Here is a 23,415-nt window from a genome sequence, read left to right as displayed (position 1 = left end):
ACGCAAAGCTCATTGGCTCAGGAAGGCGGCATCATCGTGCATCCAGCAAGGGGTCGCTGCAAAAACGGCGATGAAGAAATAAAAGCTCAGTGTCAATTGAGTCTCGTCTTCATCGAGAATCCAGCGCATGAACTTCGAGAACAGCACTCGAGCCATTGCCTTCACCAGAGTTCGTCGTCACACTCCCGGTGAAAGACCTTGAGGCGGGGCCTGGAAGTTCGGCCAGACTCAGGTGGTTCGTAATTGCGCCGGCATCAATGGTGATGGGCGCAGCAAAGATGACCAAAGCTAAAAAACGCGCGACGTAGGATGATCTACATCGCGCGTTTCATTACGAAATGAACTCAAGAACTACCCAGCACCCGCTTCAGCGGCGGCGGGCCGATGCGAAAGGCTTGCTTCAACAAAGTGCCGGTTCATGATTGCGATATTCTCAATCGAGATGCCTTTCGGACAGGTAGCCTCGCACTCCCTCAGGTTGGTGCAGGAGCCGAACATCTCTTCGTTCATTACCGTCACCATCTTGAGCGAGCGGTCCATCTTCTCGGGCTGGCCCTGGGGCAGCAGATTCAGATGGGCGATCTTCGCGCCGGTAAAGAGGCTCGCCGAAGCATTGGGACAGGCCGCGACACAGGCGCCGCAACCGATGCACTGCGCCGCATCCATCGCACGATCGGAACTCGATTTCGGAACCAGAATCGTATTGCCATCGACGGCCGAACCCGTCGGCACGGAGATGTAACCACCAGCCTGGATGATGCGATCGAAGGAGGTGCGATCCACCATGAGGTCTTTCACCACCGGGAAGGCAGCCGCCCGCCACGGCTCCAGAAACAATTCATCGCCGTCCTTGTAATGCCGCATATGGAGCTGGCAAACCGTGGTCTTCGGGAAGCCTCCATGTGCCTTGCCATTGATCATGAACCCGCAGGAACCGCAAATCCCTTCGCGGCAATCATGCTCGAAAGTGATGGGCGCCTCGCCCTTCTCGATCAGACGCTCATTGAGCACGTCCAGCATCTCGAGGAAGGACATGTCCACGTTGACGTCGGGCATTTCGTAGCGCGTCATTTTGCCCGGAGTGTTGGGTCCGGTTTGCCGCCATACATTGAGAGTGATCTTCATGTTTGAGCTGGTCTTTCCTATTTGTAGCTACGCTGTGCCGGCTTGACGTAATCAAAATGCAACGGCTCTTTATTCAGTGCGGGAGCAACTCCGTCACCCTTGTATTCCCAGGCGGCGACATAAGAAAAGTTCTCGTCATCACGTTGTGCTTCACCTTCGTCCGTCTGGAATTCCTCACGGAAGTGCCCGCCGCAACTCTCTCGCCGGTGTAGGGCGTCGATGCACATCAATTCCCCAAGTTCAATGAAGTCGGCCACACGGCCGGCATTCTCCAACTGCTGATTCAGATCGTCGCCCGAACCCGGAACATTCACATTGGTCCAGAACTCTTGTTTCAGTTCGCGGATTTTAGCAATGGCGGTTTCGAGCCCTTTCTCATTGCGGGCCATGCCGCAATAGGTCCACATGATCTTGCCCAGTTCCCGGTGGAAGTGCGTGACCGTGTACTTGCCCTTGATGCCCAGAAGGCGGTTGGATATGCCCACGGCATTCGCCAAGGCAGCCTTCGCTTCCGGATGCTCCGCCGAGACGGGAGCAAGTTTGTTATCGCCGAGATAGTTCGTAATCGTGTAGGGAGCGACAAAGTAGCCGTCGGCAAGCCCCTGCATCAGCGCACTGGCGCCAAGGCGGTTCGCGCCGTGATCGGAGAAGTTCGCCTCGCCCAGCACAAACAAGCCAGGGATCGTCGACATCAGGTTATAGTCCACCCAGAGCCCGCCCATGGTGTAGTGGACAGCCGGGAAGATGCGCATCGGAGTCTTGTAAGGATCTTCGCCCGTGATGCGCTCGTAGATCTCAAACAGATTGCCGTAGCGCTCGCGGATTGCGTCTTCCCCAAGGCGTGCGATCGAATCCTTGAAGTCGAGATAGACACCCAGGCCAGTCTCACCCACGCCGCGACCTTCGTCGCAAACGCGCTTGGCGGCACGCGAGGCAATGTCGCGCGGGCAGAGGTTGCCATAGCTCGGGTACATGCGCTCGAGATAGTAATCGCGCTCCTCTTCCGGAATCTGAGCCGGAGCACGCTTGTCGCTCTTGGCCTTGGGCACCCAGATGCGGCCGTCGTTGCGCAACGACTCCGACATCAGAGTCAGCTTCGACTGGTAATCACCCGTGACAGGAATACAAGTGGGATGGATCTGCGTGTAGCAGGGGTTGGCAAAGGCCGCGCCATGCTTGTAGGCGCGCCAATTGGCTGTGACGTTCGAGCCCTTCGCGTTCGTCGAGAGATAGAACACATTGCCGTAGCCGCCGGTGCCCAACACTACGGCGTCGGCGATATGCACGTCCATCTTGCCGGTGACGAGGTTGCGCGAAACGACGCCGCGCGCCTTGCCATCGATGACGATCAGATCGAGCATCTCGGTGCGGGCGAGCATCTTCACCTGGCCGCTGGCGATCTGGCGTTCGAGCGCCTGGTAGGCGCCAATCAGCAACTGCTGGCCTGTCTGGCCACGGGCGTAGAAGGTACGCGAAACCTGCGCGCCACCAAAGGAACGATTGGCCAGGGTGCCGCCGTACTCGCGGGCAAAAGGTACCCCCTGCGCGACGCACTGGTCGATGATGTTCACCGACACTTGCGCCAGGCGATAGACGTTCTGCTCGCGGGCGCGGAAGTCGCCGCCCTTCAGCGTGTCGTAGAACAGACGGAAGACCGAGTCGCCGTCATTGCGGTAATTCTTTGCGGCGTTAATGCCGCCCTGTGCGGCGATCGAGTGCGCGCGGCGGGGAGAATCCTGAAAGCAGAACGCAGTCACGTTGTAGCCCAGTTCGCCGAGCGAAGCGGCACAGGCGCCGCCTGCCAGCCCGGTTCCCACCACAATGACGTGATACTTGCGCTTGTTCGCTGGGTTCACCAGCTTCATCTTGAATTTAGTGTCGTCCCAGGCCTTTTCAATGGGCCCGGTAGGGAGGTTGGAATTCAGATTCATGGTCTAGACGAGATCCTTTCCGATGATGCCGAGCAGGACAAAGACCGGAATCGAAATGTTGCCAATCGCAATGACAGCCGCTGCAGTCGTCGAGAAGATTCGCAGGTAGTGGGTGTAGCGCGGATGATTGAAGCCCACCGACTGGAACATGCTCCAGACGCCATGCGTCAGATGCGCTCCCAGCATGCCCATCGCGATGATGTAGAACGCTGAGGCCAGTGGATCGCGGAAGCCATAAACCAGATTGTGATAGGGGTTCATCTCGACGAAGTTCGGATGGGTGTTTCCGAGAGTGAGGTGGGTGATGTGGTAAAGGACGAAGAAGAGGAGGATCGGACCGGAGACGTACATGGTGCGGGAGGCAAAGGAGGAAACAACCGGGGTTTGCTTCACATAAGCCTGGGGTCTGGCGGAACGGTTCAGACTGTACAGTTGTGCGATGGTCACGATGTGCAGCACGAAGGCGATGAAGAGGACGCTTCGAACCACCCAAAGCACCTCCATCGAAGTCCGCAGGAGCTTTGCGTAGTTCAGGAGTGCCTCTTCTGGATTTGGCAAGTAAATCTGGAGATTGCCCAGCATGTGTCCAAAAGTGAAGGCGAAGAGGATCGCGCCAGTGATGGCGACGACGTACTTTTTACCAATCGTGGATTGGTAAAGCGCCAGCGACTGCTGGAGCTTCGTGTTAGGTGCAGTGGCTGTTGCCATAGAGAGTTGTGGGGCCTCGGAACTTGTTCAAATAACAGCGCTTTTGCTTCCATTTCCCAGGATGCGTTGCTATTCGGATTGTATCGAAAAATTAAGAGTCTGGCGTCCAAACACCTTATTTCCCAATGAAAAGGCGCTTGGCGAGCAGTTCCGGCAAGCCGGCGGCGCGGATGGCCGTGGCTGCTGCGTCGACATCATAGATGCAGCGGCGGAAGCTGACCAGCTGGTCGTCGCTCGAATAGATCGCGTAGGCTGCACGCCAGTCTCCGTCGCGCGGTTGGCCCACACTGCCAGGATTGATCAGATAAGATCCGGTGTCCTCAATATCGAGACAATTCTGGCGATCCGTTTGCGGCACTTGCGTAATCTGACGGACCGCACCACGGAAGTATGCAAAGCCGCCCTGGCGATGCGTGTGGCCAAAGAAGCAGAGAGGTCCGGGAAGAAAACGGTCCATGCCCTGAGCGTCGCACTCCTGGATCAGATAGAGATCTTCATCCACCGGGCTGCCATGCATCAACCAGACACCGGACTCCTCGAGCGGCCCTCGCGCCATGGCACGCAGATACTCGCGATTCTTCTCCGTGAGCGTGCCGGCGGTCCAATGCAGCGAGGCAGTGGCCACCACGTTATAACCTTCCATCTCATCCAACCCCGCGGCAACCTTGTCATGGTTGCCGCGTACGACGGCTTGCAGGTGCTCGCGGGACCATTCGACAATCTCATTCGGAGCAGGGCCATAACCAACAAGATCCCCACAGCAGAGAATCTTGTCGTAAGAACCTCGCGCGTCCGCAAGTACTGCCTGCAGTGCGTGGAGGTTCGCGTGGATGTCACTCAGGATCAGGAAACGCAGGGGCTTTGCCTCATGACTCAGTATCGTACAAAAGTTTAAATTCCCACTTGACAGTGGTGCTTAGCTCAGGCAGACTAACTCGAGGAGGAAATTGAACCCATGCAAACTTATAGTCAAGAATTCGGAGCCAATACCAATTGGACTGTTCTTGCTGGTGCGCACCGTCTCGGTACGCGTATGCCGGTTTGCATGCCATCAATCTCCTGCTTCAGGAAACTAAAAATTTCCGCGAGTTAGCTCATTGGTAGAGCATCAGATTCAGGTTCTGAGGGAGCCGGTTCAAATCCGGTACTCAACGGTGCCCACACCGTTTTCACACCCTGAACAGTCCAGCCCCGGGCCTCGGCCCATCCCGTAAATCCGCGTTCTCCATTTTGAATTCGTAGTTCCGTGTGAAGCAGCGTTTTGCTGGCTTTGCGCAAGAGCTGAAACTGCCCCGTCTTTGGACGGACGCTCTAGCTGTTGCCCGCCAAGCCAACGCGATGCCCGGGCCGGACTGTTCTTATTTTTCCGTAGTAAGTCACTGCTTGAGGAGGTGATTTTTATGTTGTTGATCCATCGTGTCGTTGTAGGCGACCAGTCCCGTGTTTTGGTCACTCGCAAGGGTTGCTTTGATACGATCCTTGGCCCCGGCGTGCACATGCTGTATGGCCGTGGCATCGAAACGGAATCGCACTCCATTCGCGAGCCCGTGTTGGTAAGCGAATGGACTTCGTTCCTGGCCAACGAGCGGCCCCACCTGGTAGACACGCTGTTCCACGTCGTTGAGACGGGGGCAGCGCAGGTGGCGCTGATCTCTCGGGATGGCCAATTGGAACGAGTGCAGGGCCCTGGCGAGCGAACGCTCGTCTGGAAAAGCGCCGCGCGCTTCTCCGTCGAACACATCGACGTTGTGGAAGCGCCGGTTGCGCCCCGCGCACTGGTTCCCGCACTCGGAAAACTGGGAGCCCGCGCCGCGGGCGTCTCATTCTTCGCAGTGGACGAAGGCAAATGCGGTCTGTTGTTCCTGGACGGCAAGTACAAGGAAGCGTTTTCGCCCGGCGCCTATGCGGTATGGAATCAAGCACAGCGTCCCACGGTCGAGACCGTCGATCTGCGCTCGCAGTCTCTCGAGATCTCCGGCCAGGAGATTCTCACCGCGGATAAAGTCTCGATCCGGGTCAACCTCTGGGCGGAATTCCAGATCATCGATCCCTTTCTGTCGCGCCAGGCGATGACCAACCCGACCGAACAGTTGTACAAGGCCGTTCAGTTGGCGGTGCGCCAGACCCTCGCCAAGCGCACGCTGGACGAGGTGTTGAACTCCCGTACCGACATCGACGCAACCGTCGCCGGTGAAGTGCGCGACTGGGCCGCCAAGTGCGGCATGCGCGTCGGCGTGATCGCAGTGAAGGACATCATCCCCCCGGGTGAGGTCCGCGAAATTTTGAATCAGGTGGTGGCGGCCGAAAAGAAAGCGCAGGCCAACCTGATCGCCCGCCGTGAGGAGACCGCCGCAACGCGCAATCTCCTGAACACGGCCAAGCTGATGGCGGAGCATCCGCTATTGGTTCGCATGAAAGAACTGGAGACCCTCGAGAAGGTCGCTGGGAAGGTGGAGAAAATCCAAATTCTTGGCGGTGTCGATGGATTGCTCCGCAACCTCGTCAGTATCAAAGACTAAAGGATACGTTCGTGCACACTGCACTTAGCTTCACCACGCCCGCGGCCGCCTTGCGAAAGGCGGCAACGGAGCGCGGTGATTTCATCAAGAACTCGCTTGGCGTTTCGATTGACGAAACCGTTGCCATCGAGACCGACTTTTCATTCACGTCCCTGGCCCTCGACCACCTCTTCGGTGGCCGCTTCACCCACGGGGCAAACGACCTCTGGCCTAAGGCTCGTCCCCACGTCCAGTCGATTCGTTTCGCAAACGAACTGCCGCAGTTGCGCGCAACGGCGGCCAATCATCGCATTCACAGCAACACCACCTGGACGGCCGACCTGCACGACATTGCCTTCGCGCTGCAGTTTGACTTTCTGCCGGCGCCCATCGTCGTCGTGGTGACGCAGAACCTGAATCCCACCCGGGGCGGTGGCTTCTACGAAGAGAACCGGCAGCTCGTGCTCTTGCGAGCGGTCGACCTCCCCGCCCTGCTCGATCACACCTATCGCTGGACCACCTCCGGCAAGAAGCGTGTGCAGGTGTTTTCCGGCGAGGATTTCTATCTCGACCCAAACGCCTACTCCTGGGACGACGTCCTGCTCGACGACAACGCCCAGGCTCTGGTCCGCAAGGACTTTGAGAACTTCCTGGCCCGCCGGGAGTGGTTTGCACAGCGGCGCGTGCCCTGGAGGCGCGGGTATCTGCTGCATGGCGCTCCTGGCAACGGGAAGACGAGCGTGGTGCGAGCGATGGCCAGCCACCCGGACATCGCCGCCTTCAGCATCAATCTGGCGCAGGACGATGTCTATGACATCACCTTGAGCCAGCTCTTCTCGGCCGCCTCAAACCATGCTCCCGGGCTGGTGATTCTCGAGGAGATCGATCGCCTCTTTGCCGAAGGCAAGAAGGAGGATCTCAACTGCACGCTGTCGCACTTGCTGAACTATCTCGACGGCGTCGGCAATCAGGAGGGTGTGATCGTGGTGGCGACAGCCAATCATCCGGAGTTGCTCGATCAGGCGATTCTCAAGCGGCCGGGCCGCTTTGATCGCGTCGTCCACTTCCCGGCGCCGACAGAGGCGCTTCGCCTCGACTATCTCGCGCGGATGTGCCGCAAGGGCGTTGCGAGAACCAAGCTGGCGGCAATCGCCAAGCGAAGCGAGCGCATGAGCTTCGCGCAGTTGCGCGAGATCTGGCTGCTCGGCTGTCAGTTTGCCTTCGACGGCAATCGCGATTTAAGCTATCGCGATCTCGATGACGCGCTGATACAGGTGCAGAGCGAGCAGCGTGGAGGGCACAAGCGCCAGCCCGGATTCGCGGTCGCCTAAAGAGCGGCCGCAATCTGGGCGGTGTGGTGCCGGCCATGCCAATCGAGATAGGACAGCAGGCGGTCGAGCGGCACCAGTCCTTGCTCGGGATGCAACATCTCACGGGCAAGATCGCTGTGGGGCCGCGTTGCCAGAAGCCTGGCGATGCGGCTATGCAGACCGTCCAAAATCCGCAGACTCTCTTCCACCGGGGCGGAGCTGGCATCCACCAGTTCCGCCCAAGTATTTTCATCAAAGGGCTTCACCTTCGGTTGCTCCTCGGTGAGAATCAGACGGACGCGGATCGTCAGGTTTGCATGCGCATCGGCAAGGTGATGGACAATCTGGCGCGGCGTCCAGGCGCCGGGACGCGGCTCAACGTCGAGCCGCGCTTCTCCTCCTTGCAAAAGGACAGCCCGCAACTGCTCCGGCAGCAGGCGCAGGCGCTCGACGCGAGCAGCCGCTTCTGCCTCATTGCTCATCCCCGAATACTGCCAGCGCCCGATCGGGAAACGGGCTTGTTCAAGCGTCATTTTTCCTCCTCTGAAAGACTTCTAAAATCGCAGCCGCCCGGTCATCTTTCACAACAATGCAAGTGGACGACGCCTTCGCGATCACCTTCCCCTGCCCGTCTTTGACTTCGCACTCCACATAGCCGGTGGTACGCCCGCGATGAACCACCCGGCCTTCCGCATGGAGTTCCCCCTGCCGAAACGGCCGCAGATAGTTGATCTTCAGTTCGATCGTCGCCAAGCCTTCGCCTTCGCCCAGCGTCGTCATAAAAGCCATCCCCATCGCCAGATCTGCCAGATCGCAAAGAATCCCCCCATGGACGGTGGCAAAGGGAGTCCAGTGTTGCGGCCCCACTTCCAAAGTGGCGCGGCAGGCACCCGGGTCCACGCTTTCCACACGCATCCCCACCAACTTACATACCGGCATCGGATCGCCATCGCGCATCCATTGCCGGATCGTCTCGAGCATCATCTCCGAATTATCGCCCGAAGGTTCGTCGGCAGAAGTCCAAACATTCGCACCAAGAAATGTTCGATTCGGCAAGCGGCCAAGTCTGTTACCTTATACCCTAGACATATGCCACGTAACGAAGAAGGCGAGTTCGAGCTCGTACTGGGCAATCGCCAGTTGCTTAGTGTTTTCTTCATAGTTGTGGTTCTGCTCGGAGTGTTCTTTGTCATGGGATACATTCTGGGTAAGAACTCTTCTCCCAACCCTGCCACCGAAGTGGCCGGCGCGCGGAGCTCCGCCGAATCGGGACCAGCGCCCAATCCGATCATCATCGACAAGAGTGCGGCCAAGGAGAGCGCTGCCGCAGAGGCAGAGCCGGCTGTGGAAAAGCCTGTCCAGGTGGAACGGCCCGTCGAAAGAGCTGAAAGAATCGCGAAGCCAGTGGAGAAGGCCGAGTCGAAGAAGCCCGAACCCAAAAAAGAAGAGCCGAAGCGCGAAGAGTCGCGACGTACCGAAACCAAGGCGGGCGAGCCCCCCAAGGGCAGCCTGTTCCTGCAAGTGGCCGCAGTGGGCCGCGCCGAAGCCGACGTTGTCGCCAAAGTGCTGAAAGGCAAAGGCTATTCGATTTGGATTGCCCCGTCCGACAAGGAGACTATCTTCCGCGTCCTGGTGGGCCCCATCCAGAAATCGGAACTGGGCAAGACCCGCTCCGAGTTGAATGGACTCGGCTTCGCCCCCTTCCCCCGCAGTTATTAATCATGCTGGTGCAGATTGAAAAGGCCCGCCCGCGCCTGCCGGAATTCTTGCGCAAACCGCAGCACGAATACCAGGCCGTCAGCGCGCTGAAGCGCGATCTTCGCAGTCTGCACCTGCACACGGTTTGCGAATCCGCGCGCTGCCCCAACATCCACGAGTGCTTCTCGCGCGGCGCCGCCACCTTCATGATTCTGGGCAATCTCTGCACGCGCGGTTGTGGCTTCTGCAGTGTTCCCAAAGCCGATCCGCGCAAGATCGCCTTCGATCTTGACCCGCTCGAACCCGCTCATGTCGCCGCCCAAGCCGCCGCCATGGGACTGCGCTACGTGGTGCTCACCAGCGTCAACCGCGACGAGCTTTGGGATGGCGGTTCCACTCATTGGGCGCTGACCGTTGCCGCCGTCAAGGGCGCGCTGCCAGAGGCGCAAGTGGAAGTGCTCACCCCCGATTTCAATGGCGATCTGAGCGCCGTCGAACGCGTCCTCGCCGCTCAGCCCGACGTCTACAACCACAACATGGAAACTGTATCGCGCCTGTACCGCCGCGTGCGTCCCCAGGCGAATTACGAACAGAGTCTGCGTGTGCTGGCCTATGCCAAGCAGGCGCATCCGGAAATCCTATCGAAGAGCGGCCTCATGGTCGGGCTCGGCGAAACGCACGAAGAAGTTCGCGAATTGCTGACCCATCTGCGGCAGGACGGTAAAGCCGATATCGCCACTATCGGACAGTATCTGCAACCCACTCGCCGCAATCGTCCGGTGGCCCGCTACGTGGAACCGCAGGAGTACGAGGAATGGCAGAAGTTTGGCCACTCGCTCGGCTTCCGTGCCGTCTTTGCCGGACCCTTTGTCCGCTCCAGTTATATGGCCGATCTGGTTGCCCATGAAGCCACAATTTAGCTACGCGCTGGCAGCAGCGACAGGCCTCCTGCTGGTTCTCATCGCGCCCGCCCCCGCACTCACCTTTCTCGCACCCTTCGCGCTGGTTCCCATCCTCATTGCCTGCGCGCAGGAGGCCAGCCCGAAGCAACGCTTCCTGATGGGTTGGCTGGCCGGCATTCTGCAATGGGGCGCCACCTGCTACTGGATCCAGGGGACCCTCGCGGCGCACGGTGGCATGCCAGGCTGGCTCGCCACGCTGCTCTTTGTCCTCTTCGCACTGGCCAAGGGTTTGCACCTCGCGATCTTCTCGTTACTCGCCGGTTGGCTCTTCGGCCTGCGCTGGGCCGCGCCCATCCTCGCACTGCTCTGGGTGGGCCTCGAACGGACGCACGCCGAGTTGGGCTTCACCTGGCTGCTGCTGGGCAACGCGGGCATCGACATGAGCGTTCCGATGCGTCTGGCGCCACTCTTCGGCGTCTACGGCGTCAGCTTCGTCTTTGCACTGATGAGCACCTCGGTCGCCGCCTGGTACCTGCGCCGCGAGCGCTTGCAACTCGCCTGGTGCGTGCCCCTGCTCGCCCTTTACCTCTTGCCTGCCCTGCCCGACATCAAGCCAGGCGATCTAAGCGCCGTCGCCGTGCAACCGAATATCCCCGAAGACGGCTCGCTCTCGAGCGAGGCGATTCATGATCTCTATGACCGCATGGCCCGCGTAACGCTGGCGGCAAGCCTCGATCCGTCCAAGCCCAGGCCTTCGCTGCTCTTGTGGCCCGAAGCCCCAGCGAGTCTCTATTACGACACTGACCCCGCCTTCCGCGCTCAGGTGGCCAGCCTCGCCCGCCTGAGTGGCGCACCCTTTTTGTTTGGCACGGTGCGCTTTGATGCCCACGGCAACCCCTTCAACACCGCGCAAGCTCTCACCGCCACCGGCGACCCGCTTGGCGCCTACGACAAGATGAATTTGGTGCCCTTTGGCGAATATGTCCCGCCGATCTTCAATCAGATTGTCGGCAAGGTTTCGCAAGAAGCGGGCACCTTCCAGCCAGGAACGGCGATCCAGATCTTCCCCACTTCCGGCGGCAAGCTGGGTCCCTTCATCTGTTACGAATCCGCCTTCCCACACCATGTCCGCGCGATCACCGCGGCAGGCGCCGACGTCCTGGTGAACCTGACCAACGACGGCTACTTCGGACATTCCGCGGCCCGCGGCCAGCACCTGCGCCTCGCTCGGATGCGCGCCGCGGAAAACGCACGCTGGCTGCTGCGGGCCACCAACGATGGCATCACTGCCAGCATCGATCCCGCCGGACGCGTCATCGATGAACTGGAAACCTACCGCGCAACCAGCGGACGCCTGCAATACACCACGGCCTTTGTCACCACGCGCTACACCAAAACCGGCGACTTCTTTGCCTGGACCGCCCTCGCGATTGGTCTGGCGATCAGCGCCTGGGCCTCGCGCCGCTAATCGCCACGCAGCGCCACCGCCGGATTGATACGCACCGCGCGCAGCGCCGGCAAGGCAATCGCAGCGATGGCCGCCAGTAGCATCACGGCAATCGCGCCGCTCACGGACCACAGATTGCCCGGGGCAACGCCATAGAGAAAGCTCTCCATCTGTTTGCCACAGAGCCAAAGTCCCGCAACACCAATCCCGATTCCAACAACCACCAGCGCGAAACCACGCCGCAACACCATGCCAAGCGTCTCTGCCCTGCCCGCACCCAGAGCCATCCGCAGACCAATCTCCTTGCTTTGCCGGGCGACCAGATTCGCGATCACCGCAAAGATCCCCGTGACAGCCAGCAGTAGCGCCGCAACGCCAAAAACACTGAGCAGCAGCATCTGGAACTTGCGGCCCGCCGCCTTCTGATCGATCCTCTCCTCCATGCTGTGCATCTCGGCAACCACCTGCTTGCGATCGACACTGTGGACCACTTGCCGTACGGAGTGGGCAAGCCTGTCAGGCGCAATCGCGGTCCGCAAAAAGTAACTGCGTCGTGGAACCGGCACCTGCAACATCGGCTGATAAGTCTGCGGGGCCGGGGCCTCACTCAGCGAGCTTCGTTTGGTGTCGGCCACCACGCCGACAATCCGAACCAGCGGAAAACTCGCATCCAATCCCCCAAAGCGCAAAGCTCGTCCAATTGCATCCCCTTTCGGGTAGAACTGCTTTGAGAACGTCTCGTTGATGACGCAAACCAGCGGCTGCCCTTCCCGGTCTCCAGGGCCAAAGCCACGCCCGGACAAAAGACGGATGCCCAGATTCTCAAAGTGTCCGGCGCTCACCAACCCATGGAAGCTCATCTGCGGCGTATTGGCCGGAATGGAGGTCTGCCCTTCCATGCCAAAGATCTGTTGCCAGCCCAGGTTCAAGGGCGCCGCATCGGCATAGCTCATCGACTGCACTCCCGGCAGCGCGGCCAGCAATGGGTCGAGTTGCTCGTAGAGCTTGGGGCTCTTCGAGTTGATCTCAAAGCTCAGCAGCCGCTCCGGACGAAAGCCCGGGTCGACATGCAAAACATTCCAATAGCTCTGCATCAGTAGGCCCGTCACGCCCAATAGAACCAGGCACAGCGCCACCTCGACCGCAACCAGTCCACTGCCCAGCCGCAAGGCTCCGCGCGATTGCGTGCGAACCAGCCCCGGATCGCTCCGGCTCGCCTGCCAGGCCGGGGCAAGTGAGAACAGCAGCGTCGTCACCAGACTCATCGCCATGGCAAAAAGCGCCACCCGCCAATCGACACTCACTTCCGCGAGCCGGGGCAGGCTCTCCGGCGCCAGACGCACCAGAATTTCGATCCCCCAACTGGCCAGCAAAAGACCCAGCGCCGCGCCCGGAATGGCCACCAGCAGACCCTCGGTCGCGCTTGCTTTCAGCAGATGCCAACCCGTCGCCCCTAGCGCCTTGCGAACCGCAAACTCATCGCGACGGGCCACGGCCTTGGCCAGCATCAGGCTTCCGATATTCGCGCAGCCAATCAGTAACACGCAGCCGACGCTTGCCGCTAACAATCCCAAAAGCCCACGCGTGTTGCCAACCGCATCCTCCATCAGCGGCGTCGCGGCAATGGTCAATAACTTGCCCGGAAAGGCCGCAGGATAAGTAGCCCGGATCTCAGCGCCAACGCGCTTCAGATCCTCCTGCAGCTTCAGGTCTCCCACGCCGTCGCGACGCCGCGCAACCACCCGGTTGTAGTAGTTATTGCCAAGGTCTGCCAATTGCCGCTGGGTGAAGGACAGCGGCACCCAGATCTCCGCATGCTTCGCAGCCAGCGGCGGATACTGGAACCCGCGAGGCATCACCGCAACGATGCGGTAGCTCTCGCGATCCAGATCCAGGGTCTTCCCGATCAGTTCAGGATCGCCGCCGAAAACCCCCTGCCAGGTTGCATAACTCAGCACCGCCACTTTGTCGTCCCGCCGCTCCTCCGCCTCGTCAAAAACCCGGCCCATCACCGGCGCCACACCGAGCATTGGCCACAGTTGCGCCTCCACTTTGGCTCCCCGCAGGCGCATCGGATCAACCTTCCCGGAAAGATCAAATTCCATGTTCGCGCAAGCGGCCAACTCACGCAGCGATCGATTGCGTTTGCGCAGCTCAATCACGTCGGGCGCAGAGAAAGGATAGCCACCAGCAGCGATGTCCGGCAGACTTTCCGTCAGTTGCACCAGTTGCGCCGGTTCCCGGTACGGCAGCGGCTTCAGCAGAATCGTGTTGAGCAGCGTGAAGACAGTGGTGTTGGCCCCGATCCCAATCGCCAGGATCGAAATCGCGAATCCGGCAAAAAGCAGATCGCGCCGCAGCGCTCGGAAGGCTTGTTGGAAGCTACTCTTCATCTTTTTACTCGCAACGCAACGCGATCATCGGCTGAATGCGCGAAGCACGCAGCGCCGGCAACAAACCGGCAACTAACGCTACCAGGCTCAAACATACGACAGCGCCACTCAAAATCAGAGGGTCCCAGCCACTTAGGCCCCACAACTGCGACTCCACCAACTTGCCAAAGCCAATGGCGAGCAGTAGCCCGGCCACAAGCCCGCTCGACAGCATCCAGCCCACTTCCCGCATCACCATTTGGATGACGGTAGACCGCTCCGCCCCGAGCGCCAGCCGGATGCCGATCTCGCGCGTGCGGCGCGCTACGCTAAAGGCCATCACGCCATAAAGACCGATGGCCGCCAGCAGTGTCGCCAGCAACCCAAAAGACGAACATAAGGTTGCCACCATCCGCTCACTCTGCAAGCTGCGATTGATGGTTGCTTCCATCGTCTGCACACGATACATCGGAAGATTGTCGTCGATCTTGCGCAGCACTCCGCGAATCTCAGCTGCCAGTTGTTCTGGCTCTCGGTTGCTCCGCACATAGAAGGTCATCCCTTCCACCGCCTGATCCTGTGTGTAAGCCAGGTACACAAAACGCTTTGCCTTGTCATCGCGCATATTCTGCTGCTTGCCATCGCGCACCACACCAATAATCTCGGTATCCAGATGCAGCGAGCCATCCTTCTCGTAGCCTAAGCCGATCCGCTTGCCGATCGCCGCCCCGTTAAAGTACTCGCGGGCAAACTGTTCATTCACCACGGCCACCCGGCGCGAATTCGCCTGGTCCCCATCGCCAAACTCACGGCCCGCCAGAAGTGGATAGCCCAAGGACCGGAAGAAGCCCGGGCCCACATAATTCGTTCCCGAGTTCGAATGGACTCCATCGCGCTGGGGATGTCCCTCCACTGAATAGGTGTTCGAACTCATCGAGTTCTCAATCAGTGGCTCAGAAGCAATGGCGACCTCCCGCACTCCTGGCAATGCTCCCAGTTCCCTGCGAAGAGCGTCGAGAAGGCTAAGTCCACGTGCCTTCTCATAGCCGTTCAAAGAAGGATCGATGCGAAAACTCAGCAGAGACTCGGCGTTGAAGCCGAGGCTCGAATTCTTTAAGTTCAGCAGGCTCTTGGCAAAGAGTCCGGCGGCCACCAGCAGCACAAGACTGATCGTCACCTGCGAAATCACCAGCGCCCGGCGGAGCCATCCCTGCGTCGCATGGGCGGCAATCGCGCCCGTATTCGCCTTCAACGTTTCGATCAGTGCATGCTTAGCTCCACGCATCGCCGGCGCCAAACCAAAGAGCAAGCCGGTCAACAAGCTGGCGGCAAAGCAGAAGGCCGTCACGCGCCAGTTCGGTTGCGCATTCAGAAAAGGCTCGGCCTCTTCCGCTGCATGGCTTGCCAGAATCGCATCCAGAATCCAGAGCGAAAGCATCATCCCGAAGACGCCCCCAAACAGCGACAGCAGCAGACTTTCGACCATCATCTGCCGCGCCAGTCTGCCGCGTCCCGCCCCCAGCGCCATCCGTACCGCTACCTCCTTAACACGGCCACTCGCCCGGGCAATCAGCAGATTCGCCACATTCGCACAAGCGATGAGCAGCACCAGCCCCACCACACCCAGCAGCAATTTCAAGGTCTGGCTGACTCGTTCCCGATCCCCCACCAGCGGCGTCCCGGCAGCCGTGAGAACAAAACGTTTGGCCAGATACCGTTCACGGCGAGTCGGCGAGATCTTGGGGATCGCCACCATTTCGGCCTCGATCATCGGCAGCACCAACGCATCGAGATTGGCTTTGGCCATCGGCAGACTCACGCCCGCTTTGAGCAGCCCATACACATGGAGAAAATATTCGTTCGGGTCCTCCATGCCATCCCAAGTACTTGTCACCAGCGCCTTCTGCGCCAGCGGCACATAGAGGTTGGGCACCGCGCCCATCTCCAGCCCCACAAAGCCTTTCGGGGCAATCCCGATCACCCGGTAGAGCTGAGCGTTGATACGGACGCTCTGGCCCAGAATCGCTGCGTCAGCGCCAAAGCGGCGCTCAAAATAGCCATAGCTGAGCACGGCCAGGGGATGCGCGTTCTTCTTCTCGTCGTCCGTGCTTTCCAGCAGGCGTCCGAGGAAAGGTTTGAGACCCAGGGCCGAGAAAAAATTGCCGCTCACCAGATCCACACGAACCGTCTCACTCTTGCCCTTCCAACTGAAGTTCGCCATCTCGTGCATGGTGGCGATCAAGTGATCGAAACTCTGGTTCTGATCGCGCAGCCCCCGGTACATCACATTCGAGAAGGGAAAATCAATGTGAGTAGAGCCCGTACGCGGCCCAGGCAAATCGAGCATCACCAGCCGTTCGGGCGCGGCAACCGGCAGCGGCCGCAGCATCATCTGGTCATAAAGACTGAAGATCGCCGCATTCGCGCCAATCCCTAGCGCAACGCTGAGCGTCGCCACCAAGGTAAAGACAGGAGTCCGTCCAAAGCCCCGCAATGCGTAGCGAATATCCTGTTCCAGGCCATTGAGCATGGACAGGAGAAATGCAATCCGGGGGCCAAACAGAAGCACTCTATTCTCAATTACTTAGCAAAATCAAACGCAGACCAAGTGTTCGCTGACGGACACTTGGTTACCATCAAAGGAGCAGCCCATGAACTCCCTCTTTACGCTGCCGGCGTTTTTCCAGAACCTGTCGAGCGCGCTCAATGTCCTGACCGCCATGCTGACTCCTGCCTTGTTGCTGAGCGCCACCGGCAGTTTTATCATCTCCACTTCCAACCGTCTGGGACGCGTGGTCGACCGCGTGCGTCGCCTCTCCGAAAAGATGGAAGAGATGATTCGTGCCGGGAGCGAATCGGATTTCGATCAGGAATATCGCGAAGAGATTTCACGTCAGATGGAAGTCCAATCCAAGCGCGCCAGCCTGCTCATGCGCACCCTCATGGCGCTGTACATGGCCAGCGGCCTCTTCGTCCTCACCAGCGTCTCAATTGGCTTCGTTTCGATCTTCTCGGCAAAGTGGGCCACCATTCCGGTGATCCTCGGCGTCTCAGGCGCCGTCATGCTACTGGTGGCGGCCATCCGGCTGATTACAGAAGCCCGGCTTGCTCTCGACGGCCTGCATGAGGAAACCGACTTCCTCAGAAGCCTCACCACCCGTCACGGCACCAACAGCGCTAAAGTAATTTCTTAACTTCCAGTTGCACGGCAGCCAGATCGGTCTCGCCAATCCAGGCCTTCACTTTTTTGCCGGTCTTATCGTAGAGAATCAAGGCAGGCAAAGCGCCAGACCACTTCGGCTCAATGGCGTTGATGAACTTGTCGTCGTTCTTGGCGCGCTTGGCAAAGGCCGGGCCGGTGATGCCAGCTTTCGCTAAAAACGCAATCGCCGTCTGCTCGTCTTCCGGTTCATCGGCTGAAATCGTCACCAGATCGAAGTTCTTCGCCTTCAGACTCGCGGCCATCTTCGCCAGCTCCGGCATCTCTTTGCGGCAAGGCACACACCAAGTGGCCCAGAAGTTCACCAGCACCACTTTGCCTTTTTGGGCCGCAACGGTCTTTGGATAAGTCGCCTCATCGAGAGGCGACAGCTTCCCCGCAGCCTGCGACAACAGCGCGCCCGCCATCAGAACCAAGAGCATCCGCATCAGTTTCTTCCTGCTTTCTTGATCATGCAACCAAAGGCTTTCAGCACCGGTTGCGCCACTGCTTTTCCGCCCAGCACCGCGTCAAGCGCATCCCGCAAGGCCTGGTTGCGCACCCGTGCCGCATTGCGCGAATCATCGATCGCTCCCTGGTAGCGCAGCTTCCCCGCCCGGTCAAAGACAAAAGCTTCGGGCGTCACCTGGGCTCCCAGTTGCTCGGCCACATTCTGATCCCGATAGATCGCGAAAGGAAAGCCCACCGTCTTCTGATATGCCGCGATCTCACTTGCCGATTCGTTCACATTCGCATCGACAAAAACGAACTTCACACCCTGTTTCGAATAGTCCTGGTAGGCCGCAATCATCCGATCGTTATACGCGTTCGACACCGGACAAGTTGTGGAAACAAAGGTGACCACCGTAACCGTGGAGCCCAGTTCCACCCGCTGCGCCTTACCGTTCAGATCGCGCACTTGCAGGTCCGCGGCCAGGACGCTGAGCAGGGCCGCAACTGCGGCCGCAATCATTTCTTGGCTTCCAGCTTGAGATTGATGACAGCCTCTTTGCGGTTGTCATAGACCGAAAGAATCTTTGTCGAACTCGACAAACCCTCTTTGTTCTCTGCCTTGAGCTCGTAGTCCACACCGGTCGACAGGCCCTGGAAGCTATAGGAGCCGTCTTCTTTCGTAATGAAGCTGCGGATGCTCAACGACTTTGTATCCTTCAACTTCACGACCGCACCGTCGGCCAGCTTATCCTGCGGGTCACGAACCACGCCCCCCACCACGCGCGATCCGTCATTTTTCTTCGACCGATCTCCTTTGAAGAGTGGCGGATTCTTCGGGGTTGGCACCGGGGTCTCCTGCGCCATCGCGTATGCGAAACCACCCAGCAACACGCCCAAGCCCATCAGCATCCATTTGGCTCGCAATGTCATCACCCTATTTCTCCTTCAAGAGGCGATCGAGCAGAAAGTTCTGATCGACACGCTCGTCTCCTGTTATTTTGACGCGTTTCAACTCAGGGCGGTAACCATCCGTTTTGACGCTCAACTCGAACTCGGCTTCCCCTGCCGGAACGCGGAAAGCAAACTCGCCCCGGGTGTTGGTGTGCGTCAGTTGCTTCTTCCGTTTTGAGCTGGGCACAAGCGGCTTCAGTTCCACCGGGACACCCGCAAATGCAAGGCCGTTGTCGCGGAATACAGTTCCCGCGACAACGGCATAAGAAGTCTCGGCAAAGCTTAAGGCAGCCGGACAGAGCAGCGCAGCCAACAGGTGCCGGCGGCTAATTCCACTCTTCTTCTTCGTCCTCTTCCTCTTCGAGTTCATCCTCGTAGTCGTCTTCCTTTTCTTCATCCTCGTCGTCTTCGTCGTCATCTTCGTCGTCGAAGTCGTCTTCTTCATCCGCAGCCGCAGCGTCGTCCTTGACCGCTTCCAGTTCGAGCGGTTTCAGGCTCGCAACACGCAGATTCGCCCCACATTCAGTGCAGTCGAAAAGGTCGCCTTCATCCAGATCTTCTTCATCAAAATCAATATCAGCAGCACAGGCTGGGCAAGTAATCATAAAACCTCCGAAAGTCGCAACGATTCGTAGGATGCCATAAAACTCTTCGCAATGGCACAACTCTTGTCATGCTAGGGAAGCTGCTTTTGCAGCCAATCCACCATCTTCTTCTTGTATACCTGATTGGCCTCCACCTTTTCCCAATTTCCCACGCCATGACCAGCCCCTTCCACCACAAACAGCTCGCATTCCGCATGCACCTGCTTCATCGCCGCACACAACCGCTCGCTATGTCCAAAGGGCACTTGCTGGTCCTGAGTACCGTGAATCAGAAGAAAGGGCGGCATGCTCTTCGAGACGTAAGTAATGGCAGAAGCGTTCTTTAAATCTGCACCGGCCAGCCAGGCCGCCGCGCCCTCGCTCAGTTGGCCAAGAGTTTCGCGATGGAACACCCAATCGCTCACCCCATAGAAATCCACCACCGCGCGGGGCCGGTACTTTCCCTTCTCGGTCGCCGCATAGTAGGCGACTATCGTGCCACCAGCCGATTCACCACTCAGCGCAATGCGCTTCGGGTCAATCTTCAACTCCTTGGCGTGCGCCATCAAGTAAGCAAAGGCGGCGCGAACATCCTCATTGGCGGCGGTGTAGTTGTGCTTCGGCGCCAACCTGTAATCGATGGAGAACCAGGCGAAGCCGGCTGCCGCGAGTGGAGGAAAGAGAGGGGGAACATAAGTCTGCTTATCGCCGCGCACAAAGCCTCCCCCATGGACAATGATCACTGCCGGATGAGGCCCCGGACCATCGGGGATCGAAGCATCCAACTTCAGCGGCACACCACCTGGCCGCGAGTATTCGATATCTTTCTTCAGCTCCGCCGCACCGGCAAGGCCAAGTGCGAGTAGCACCGGCAACAATCTCATACAAATCAAAATGGGCGTCCCCCTTTCGCGGAAACGCCCATCAGTCTATCGAAGTCGCTTTTGCTTATTCTTGATTCGCCGCAGCGCTGGACGGCGCCGGCGGGGCTTGGCCCTCACCAGGACGAGGAGTGGGCTTCGGCAGCGGCTTGCGCGGCACCTGCGCGTCCCGATTCGCCGCGTGATAGGCGAAGCTGGCAACAATGGCCGCCATCTGCATCAGGTCGCCCTTCTGCACACGATCAATGGTGTCCATGTTGGAGTGATGCGTCCGGGTCGAGTAATCCAGCGGGTCCTGGATGAACTGGAAGCCAGGCACACCAACCGCGTCAAAGGACAGGTGATCCGTACCGCCCGTGTTGCGGCTGGTGACGGTCGAGACGCCAAGATCCATGAAGGGCTCGAGCCACTGTCCAAATAGCTTGCGCACCATCTCATTGCCTTGCGTATAGATGCCGCGGATTTTTCCAGATCCGTTATCGACGTTAAAGTACGCCGTCACTCTGCCATGATCCGGCTTGAGCTTCATATCCGCCGGATCGGCGAGATGGCTCTTCACATAAGCGCGCGAACCGATGAGACCTTCCTCTTCACCACACCACAGACCCAGACGGATGCTCCGCGCAGTCTTCACATTGAGCGCCTTCAGGATCCGCATCGCCTCGAGCATCACCGCCGAGCCGCTGGCGTTATCGGTGGCGCCGGTGCCGCCATGCCAACTATCGAGATGCGCGCCGATCATGACATACTCGCCCTTCTTCGAGGTCCCCGGAATCTCGGCAATCACATTGAATGCGTTGTCGGCCTCCTCGTTGAACTGAGCCGCAATTTCAAACTCCAGCTTGACCGGCACTTTCTTCTCGAGCAACCGGATCACGCGATTGTAGTTCTCCGCCGCAATCACCGCAGTGGGCGGAGGCACGGGCTTGCCTTTCTGGTAAGGGCCACCCGCCGAACCGAACACCGCGCCGCCATCCCCGGCATAGCTCGTCTTCACTACGACGAGGATCCCTTCGTCCTTCATGAACTGATAGAGCTTGTCGCGGAAGGCCATCATCTGCTCGCGCGACATTGGGGGCCCGCCCGGCCGCGCACCGGCGCGTCCCGGCCCTGCGGCGCCTGGATCGGGAGCCTCGGCCAGCTTGCCCAATTCTTCGCCGGTATAGCGATGGCCGTTCGCCTTGTCCGGAAACTCAAGAACACGCGGCACATCCACCAACACGATCTTGCCGCTCAATTTGCCTTTCCACTTGTCGAGATCCGCCTGCGTGGCAAGCGTTGCGTGCATCGCCTCGCCGCTCACAATGCCGTTAGTGCCCGGCGTCCAGGCCATCGGGAATCCGATGATCTCGCCAATGGCCGGTTCTGTCATCCGTGCCGCGAACTTCGAGTGCTGCCAACCCCGGCCAAACTCAAAAGGTTCAAACTTTGCTTCAATGCCCTGCTCGCTCAGACTCTTCTTCACCCATTCCGCCGCCTTACGGTAGCCGGGCGAACCAGAGAGACGCGGACCGTTCGCGTCACAAAGCCAGAACATCGTATCCATCACCTTCGAATTGTTGAAGGCTTCATTCTTAATTTGATGGACCATGTTCAGGTCCACAGTCTCTGGACCTTGCGCAGCTAAAGTAAAGCTGGCAGGCACCGTAAGCGGTAGCGAGGATAGTGCGAGAAAGTTGCGTCTGCGCATAAGGGGTTGCCGCGAGTGTAGCAAACACACTTCGCCGGTTACAATGAGAGCTACCGCGTGAAAATCACGATTTCAAAGGAAAATTACCTCAAAGCGATCGCGGAGGCAGAGAGCGAAGGCGAACTTGTGATTGCCGCCACGCTCGCCCGCTGGCTCAAAGTCAGTGCACCTGCCGTGACCATGGCGCTGCGCCGTCTCAAGCGCGACAAACTCATTGCTGTCAATGCAGAAGGCGTCATCACCCTCACCCCGACCGGCAAGGAGATCGCCCACCGGCTGATTCGCCGTCATCATCTGATCGAACGCATGCTCACAGAAGTCTTTGGCATGGATTGGTATATGGTGCATGACGAGGCAGAGCAGATGGAGCATGCCGTGAGCGCCGAGTTTGAAAAGAAGCTGGTAGAGAAACTCGGCGACGGGGAAGCCTGCCCTCATGGGAATTTCATTGGCCTCGATTCGCCGAAGGAGCGCCGCAAGCGCGGCTGGCTCCCCCTCTCAGAGCTCTCAGCCGGGGGCCAGGCCAATATCCAGAGTGCCTATGAACGCGACCGGGAATTGCTCGAATACTTGAACACACTCGGCATCCGGCCCGGCGCGATGGTGCGCATGGTCTCTCGCAATATCGACGATACTTTTACGCTCGACCTCGGTGGCAAGACGGTGCCGCTCGGAAACGGCGCCGCCGCAAAAGTTTGGGTCGCTGTCGCTTAGTGCGCAGCGAGCCGGCCCTGAAAGTATGCAACGGTTGTCGCTAAGCCCGATTCCAGATTGACCTTCGGCTCCCAACTGAGCGTTCGTTTTGCCTTCGAGATATCAGGCTGGCGGCGTGTCGGATCATTTTCCGGCAATGGATGAAATTCCAGCGGACTGCTGGTGCCCAGCATTCGCTGAATCCGTTCCGCAAACTCCAGCAGCGTAATCTCTTGCGGGTTGCCGAGGTTGACCGGTTCCCGTTCGTCACTCAGCATCAGGCGGCAAAGCCCTTCCACCATGTCATCGACAAAACAGAAGCTGCGCGTTTGCGTCCCATCTCCGAAAACCGTGAGCGGCTTTGCCCCCAAGGCCTGGGAAAGAAAAGCAGGCACCACGCGGCCATCGTCGAGCTTCATCCTCGGCCCATAGGTATTGAAGATCCGGGCAATGTTGGTGCGCAAACCGTACTTGCGGTGATAGGCCATCGTAATCGCCTCTGCAAAGCGTTTCGATTCGTCGTAGCAGCTCCGCGGCCCGATCGGATTCACGTTCCCCCAATAGCTTTCCCGCTGCGGATGTTCGAGCGGGTCCCCGTAGCATTCACTCGTCGAAGTGATCAGGAAGCGAGCCTCAAATCGGAGAGCAATCTCCAGCATGTTGCGTGTCGCCGTGGAACCCGATTCCAGCGTTTCCAGCGGATAAGCCAGATAGTCTTTCGGACTGGCGAGCGATGCCAGATGGAGCACCAAATCAAAGGGCCCCAAGTCCGTCATCCTCGCGACAAAATCATTGGAAGTTGCATCCGCCTGGACAAAACTCCAGTTCGCCGCCCCCGTGAGGTGTGCCAAGTTGACCGCATCGCCGGTAATGAAATTATCGACACCGAGCACCCGATGCCCATCCTGCAAAAGGCGATCGACTAGATGAGATCCAATAAATCCGGCCGCGCCGGAGAGAAGAACTTGCACTT

General features: G+C 59.1%; 24 protein-coding genes and 1 tRNA gene. 8 read left to right on the top strand and 17 right to left on the bottom strand.

Annotated elements, in window-relative coordinates:
• Positions 1–9: 9 nt before the first annotated feature.
• From M017_RS30285 to M017_RS0116940, 5 genes are all read right to left on the bottom strand, one after another.
• The gene (locus M017_RS30285; RefSeq protein WP_155121458.1) at positions 10–156 is read right to left on the bottom strand and encodes a hypothetical protein; all 147 of its coding nucleotides are present in this window, start codon (positions 154–156) and stop codon (positions 10–12) included.
• A 195-nt stretch (positions 157–351) separates the two neighbouring features.
• A complete protein-coding gene (locus M017_RS0116955) occupies positions 352–1,125 on the bottom strand; it encodes a succinate dehydrogenase/fumarate reductase iron-sulfur subunit (protein ID WP_031499322.1) in 774 nt (257 codons plus the stop codon).
• 17 nt (positions 1,126–1,142) lie between these two features.
• Complete coding sequence (locus tag M017_RS0116950) at positions 1,143–3,056, bottom strand: fumarate reductase/succinate dehydrogenase flavoprotein subunit (RefSeq protein ID WP_031499321.1); 1,914 nt, start codon at positions 3,054–3,056, stop codon at positions 1,143–1,145.
• Between the two features lie 3 nt (positions 3,057–3,059).
• Entirely contained in the window at positions 3,060–3,764 is a 705-nt protein-coding gene (locus tag M017_RS0116945) for a succinate dehydrogenase cytochrome b subunit (protein WP_031499320.1), read from the bottom strand.
• A gap of 115 nt (positions 3,765–3,879) precedes the next feature.
• Positions 3,880–4,608 carry a metallophosphoesterase family protein gene (locus tag M017_RS0116940; protein ID WP_272945404.1) on the bottom strand — a complete coding sequence of 243 codons (729 nt, stop codon included), beginning with the start codon at positions 4,606–4,608 and terminating at the stop codon, positions 3,880–3,882.
• A 242-nt stretch (positions 4,609–4,850) separates the two neighbouring features.
• Between M017_RS0116940 and M017_RS0116930 the strand changes: the two genes are divergently transcribed.
• The 3 genes from M017_RS0116930 (at position 4,851) to M017_RS0116920 (ending at position 7,593) form a co-directional block, all read left to right on the top strand.
• Positions 4,851–4,915: transfer RNA gene (locus M017_RS0116930), tRNA-Leu, on the top strand.
• 249 nt (positions 4,916–5,164) lie between these two features.
• Positions 5,165–6,283: a slipin family protein gene (locus M017_RS0116925; protein WP_031499316.1), complete on the top strand. Its 1,119-nt coding sequence runs from the start codon at positions 5,165–5,167 to the stop codon at positions 6,281–6,283.
• Between the two features lie 11 nt (positions 6,284–6,294).
• Positions 6,295–7,593, top strand: coding sequence for an AAA family ATPase (locus M017_RS0116920; RefSeq protein ID WP_031499315.1), 1,299 nt, complete (start codon positions 6,295–6,297; stop codon positions 7,591–7,593).
• On the opposite strand, the gene M017_RS0116915 is transcribed toward M017_RS0116920, so the two are convergent.
• Together M017_RS0116915 and M017_RS0116910 are read right to left on the bottom strand one after the other, a co-directional pair.
• The gene (locus M017_RS0116915) at positions 7,590–8,105 is read right to left on the bottom strand and encodes a YfiT family bacillithiol transferase (protein ID WP_031499314.1); all 516 of its coding nucleotides are present in this window, start codon (positions 8,103–8,105) and stop codon (positions 7,590–7,592) included. The genes M017_RS0116920 and M017_RS0116915 overlap by 4 nt on opposite strands.
• Positions 8,095–8,628 carry a PaaI family thioesterase gene (locus M017_RS0116910; protein ID WP_051670311.1) on the bottom strand — a complete coding sequence of 178 codons (534 nt, stop codon included), beginning with the start codon at positions 8,626–8,628 and terminating at the stop codon, positions 8,095–8,097. The genes M017_RS0116915 and M017_RS0116910 overlap by 11 nt, the downstream gene beginning before the upstream one ends.
• A 33-nt stretch (positions 8,629–8,661) precedes the next feature.
• Here M017_RS0116910 and M017_RS0116905 point away from each other — a divergent pair, with 33 nt between their 5' ends.
• Genes M017_RS0116905 through lnt form a run of 3 tightly spaced genes read left to right on the top strand, consistent with a single transcriptional unit; the run spans position 8,662 to position 11,640 of the window.
• The gene (locus M017_RS0116905; RefSeq protein WP_031499312.1) at positions 8,662–9,291 is read left to right on the top strand and encodes an SPOR domain-containing protein; all 630 of its coding nucleotides are present in this window, start codon (positions 8,662–8,664) and stop codon (positions 9,289–9,291) included.
• Positions 9,292–9,293: 2 nt separating this feature from the next.
• The gene (gene lipA / locus M017_RS0116900; protein WP_035957849.1) at positions 9,294–10,190 is read left to right on the top strand and encodes a lipoyl synthase; all 897 of its coding nucleotides are present in this window, start codon (positions 9,294–9,296) and stop codon (positions 10,188–10,190) included.
• Complete coding sequence (lnt, locus tag M017_RS0116895; protein WP_031499310.1) at positions 10,174–11,640, top strand: apolipoprotein N-acyltransferase; 1,467 nt, start codon at positions 10,174–10,176, stop codon at positions 11,638–11,640. Before lipA ends, lnt begins: the two co-directional genes overlap by 17 nt.
• Here lnt and M017_RS0116890 read toward each other — a convergent pair.
• Complete coding sequence (locus tag M017_RS0116890; RefSeq protein WP_031499309.1) at positions 11,637–14,012, bottom strand: ABC transporter permease; 2,376 nt, start codon at positions 14,010–14,012, stop codon at positions 11,637–11,639. The two genes, lnt and M017_RS0116890, sit on opposite strands and share 4 nt — an antisense overlap.
• Positions 14,013–14,016: 4 nt before the next feature.
• On the bottom strand, positions 14,017–16,560 hold the full coding sequence (locus M017_RS0116885) for an ABC transporter permease (RefSeq protein ID WP_051670309.1): 2,544 nt from the start codon (positions 16,558–16,560) through the stop codon (positions 14,017–14,019).
• An 82-nt stretch (positions 16,561–16,642) separates the two neighbouring features.
• Here M017_RS0116885 and M017_RS0116880 point away from each other — a divergent pair, with 82 nt between their 5' ends.
• Positions 16,643–17,185 carry a DUF2721 domain-containing protein gene (locus M017_RS0116880; RefSeq protein WP_031499307.1) on the top strand — a complete coding sequence of 181 codons (543 nt, stop codon included), beginning with the start codon at positions 16,643–16,645 and terminating at the stop codon, positions 17,183–17,185.
• Here M017_RS0116880 and M017_RS0116875 read toward each other — a convergent pair.
• From M017_RS0116875 to M017_RS0116845, 7 genes are all read right to left on the bottom strand, one after another.
• Entirely contained in the window at positions 17,169–17,639 is a 471-nt protein-coding gene (locus M017_RS0116875) for a TlpA disulfide reductase family protein (protein WP_031499306.1), read from the bottom strand. The two genes, M017_RS0116880 and M017_RS0116875, sit on opposite strands and share 17 nt — an antisense overlap.
• Entirely contained in the window at positions 17,639–18,163 is a 525-nt protein-coding gene (locus M017_RS0116870; RefSeq protein WP_051670307.1) for a redoxin domain-containing protein, read from the bottom strand. The genes M017_RS0116875 and M017_RS0116870 overlap by 1 nt, the downstream gene beginning before the upstream one ends.
• The gene (locus tag M017_RS27850) at positions 18,160–18,573 is read right to left on the bottom strand and encodes a carboxypeptidase-like regulatory domain-containing protein (RefSeq protein ID WP_080507887.1); all 414 of its coding nucleotides are present in this window, start codon (positions 18,571–18,573) and stop codon (positions 18,160–18,162) included. Before M017_RS27850 ends, M017_RS0116870 begins: the two co-directional genes overlap by 4 nt.
• 4 nt (positions 18,574–18,577) lie before the next feature.
• Entirely contained in the window at positions 18,578–18,964 is a 387-nt protein-coding gene (locus M017_RS29405) for a peptidase associated/transthyretin-like domain-containing protein (protein ID WP_155121457.1), read from the bottom strand.
• Positions 18,921–19,259: a hypothetical protein gene (locus tag M017_RS29400; RefSeq protein WP_155121456.1), complete on the bottom strand. Its 339-nt coding sequence runs from the start codon at positions 19,257–19,259 to the stop codon at positions 18,921–18,923. The genes M017_RS29405 and M017_RS29400 overlap by 44 nt, the downstream gene beginning before the upstream one ends.
• Before the next feature lie 11 nt (positions 19,260–19,270).
• On the bottom strand, positions 19,271–20,062 hold the full coding sequence (locus M017_RS0116850; protein WP_080507883.1) for an alpha/beta hydrolase: 792 nt from the start codon (positions 20,060–20,062) through the stop codon (positions 19,271–19,273).
• A gap of 64 nt (positions 20,063–20,126) precedes the next feature.
• Positions 20,127–21,650 (bottom strand): M20/M25/M40 family metallo-hydrolase, encoded by a 1,524-nt coding sequence (locus M017_RS0116845; RefSeq protein WP_238325933.1) that lies wholly within the window; start codon positions 21,648–21,650, stop codon positions 20,127–20,129.
• Between the two features lie 156 nt (positions 21,651–21,806).
• Here M017_RS0116845 and M017_RS0116840 point away from each other — a divergent pair, with 156 nt between their 5' ends.
• Entirely contained in the window at positions 21,807–22,463 is a 657-nt protein-coding gene (locus tag M017_RS0116840; RefSeq protein WP_031499298.1) for a metal-dependent transcriptional regulator, read from the top strand.
• On the opposite strand, the gene M017_RS0116835 is transcribed toward M017_RS0116840, so the two are convergent.
• On the bottom strand, positions 22,460–23,413 hold the full coding sequence (locus M017_RS0116835; protein WP_031499297.1) for a UDP-glucuronic acid decarboxylase family protein: 954 nt from the start codon (positions 23,411–23,413) through the stop codon (positions 22,460–22,462). The genes M017_RS0116840 and M017_RS0116835 overlap by 4 nt on opposite strands.
• Between the last annotated feature and the right edge of the window lie 2 nt (positions 23,414–23,415).

Source organism: Bryobacter aggregatus MPL3 (assembly GCF_000702445.1).
Taxonomy (GTDB): Bacteria; Acidobacteriota; Terriglobia; order Bryobacterales; family Bryobacteraceae; genus Bryobacter; species Bryobacter aggregatus.
The sequence above is the reverse complement of the archived record's forward strand: the minus strand, read 5'-3'. Positions and strand labels throughout refer to the sequence as shown.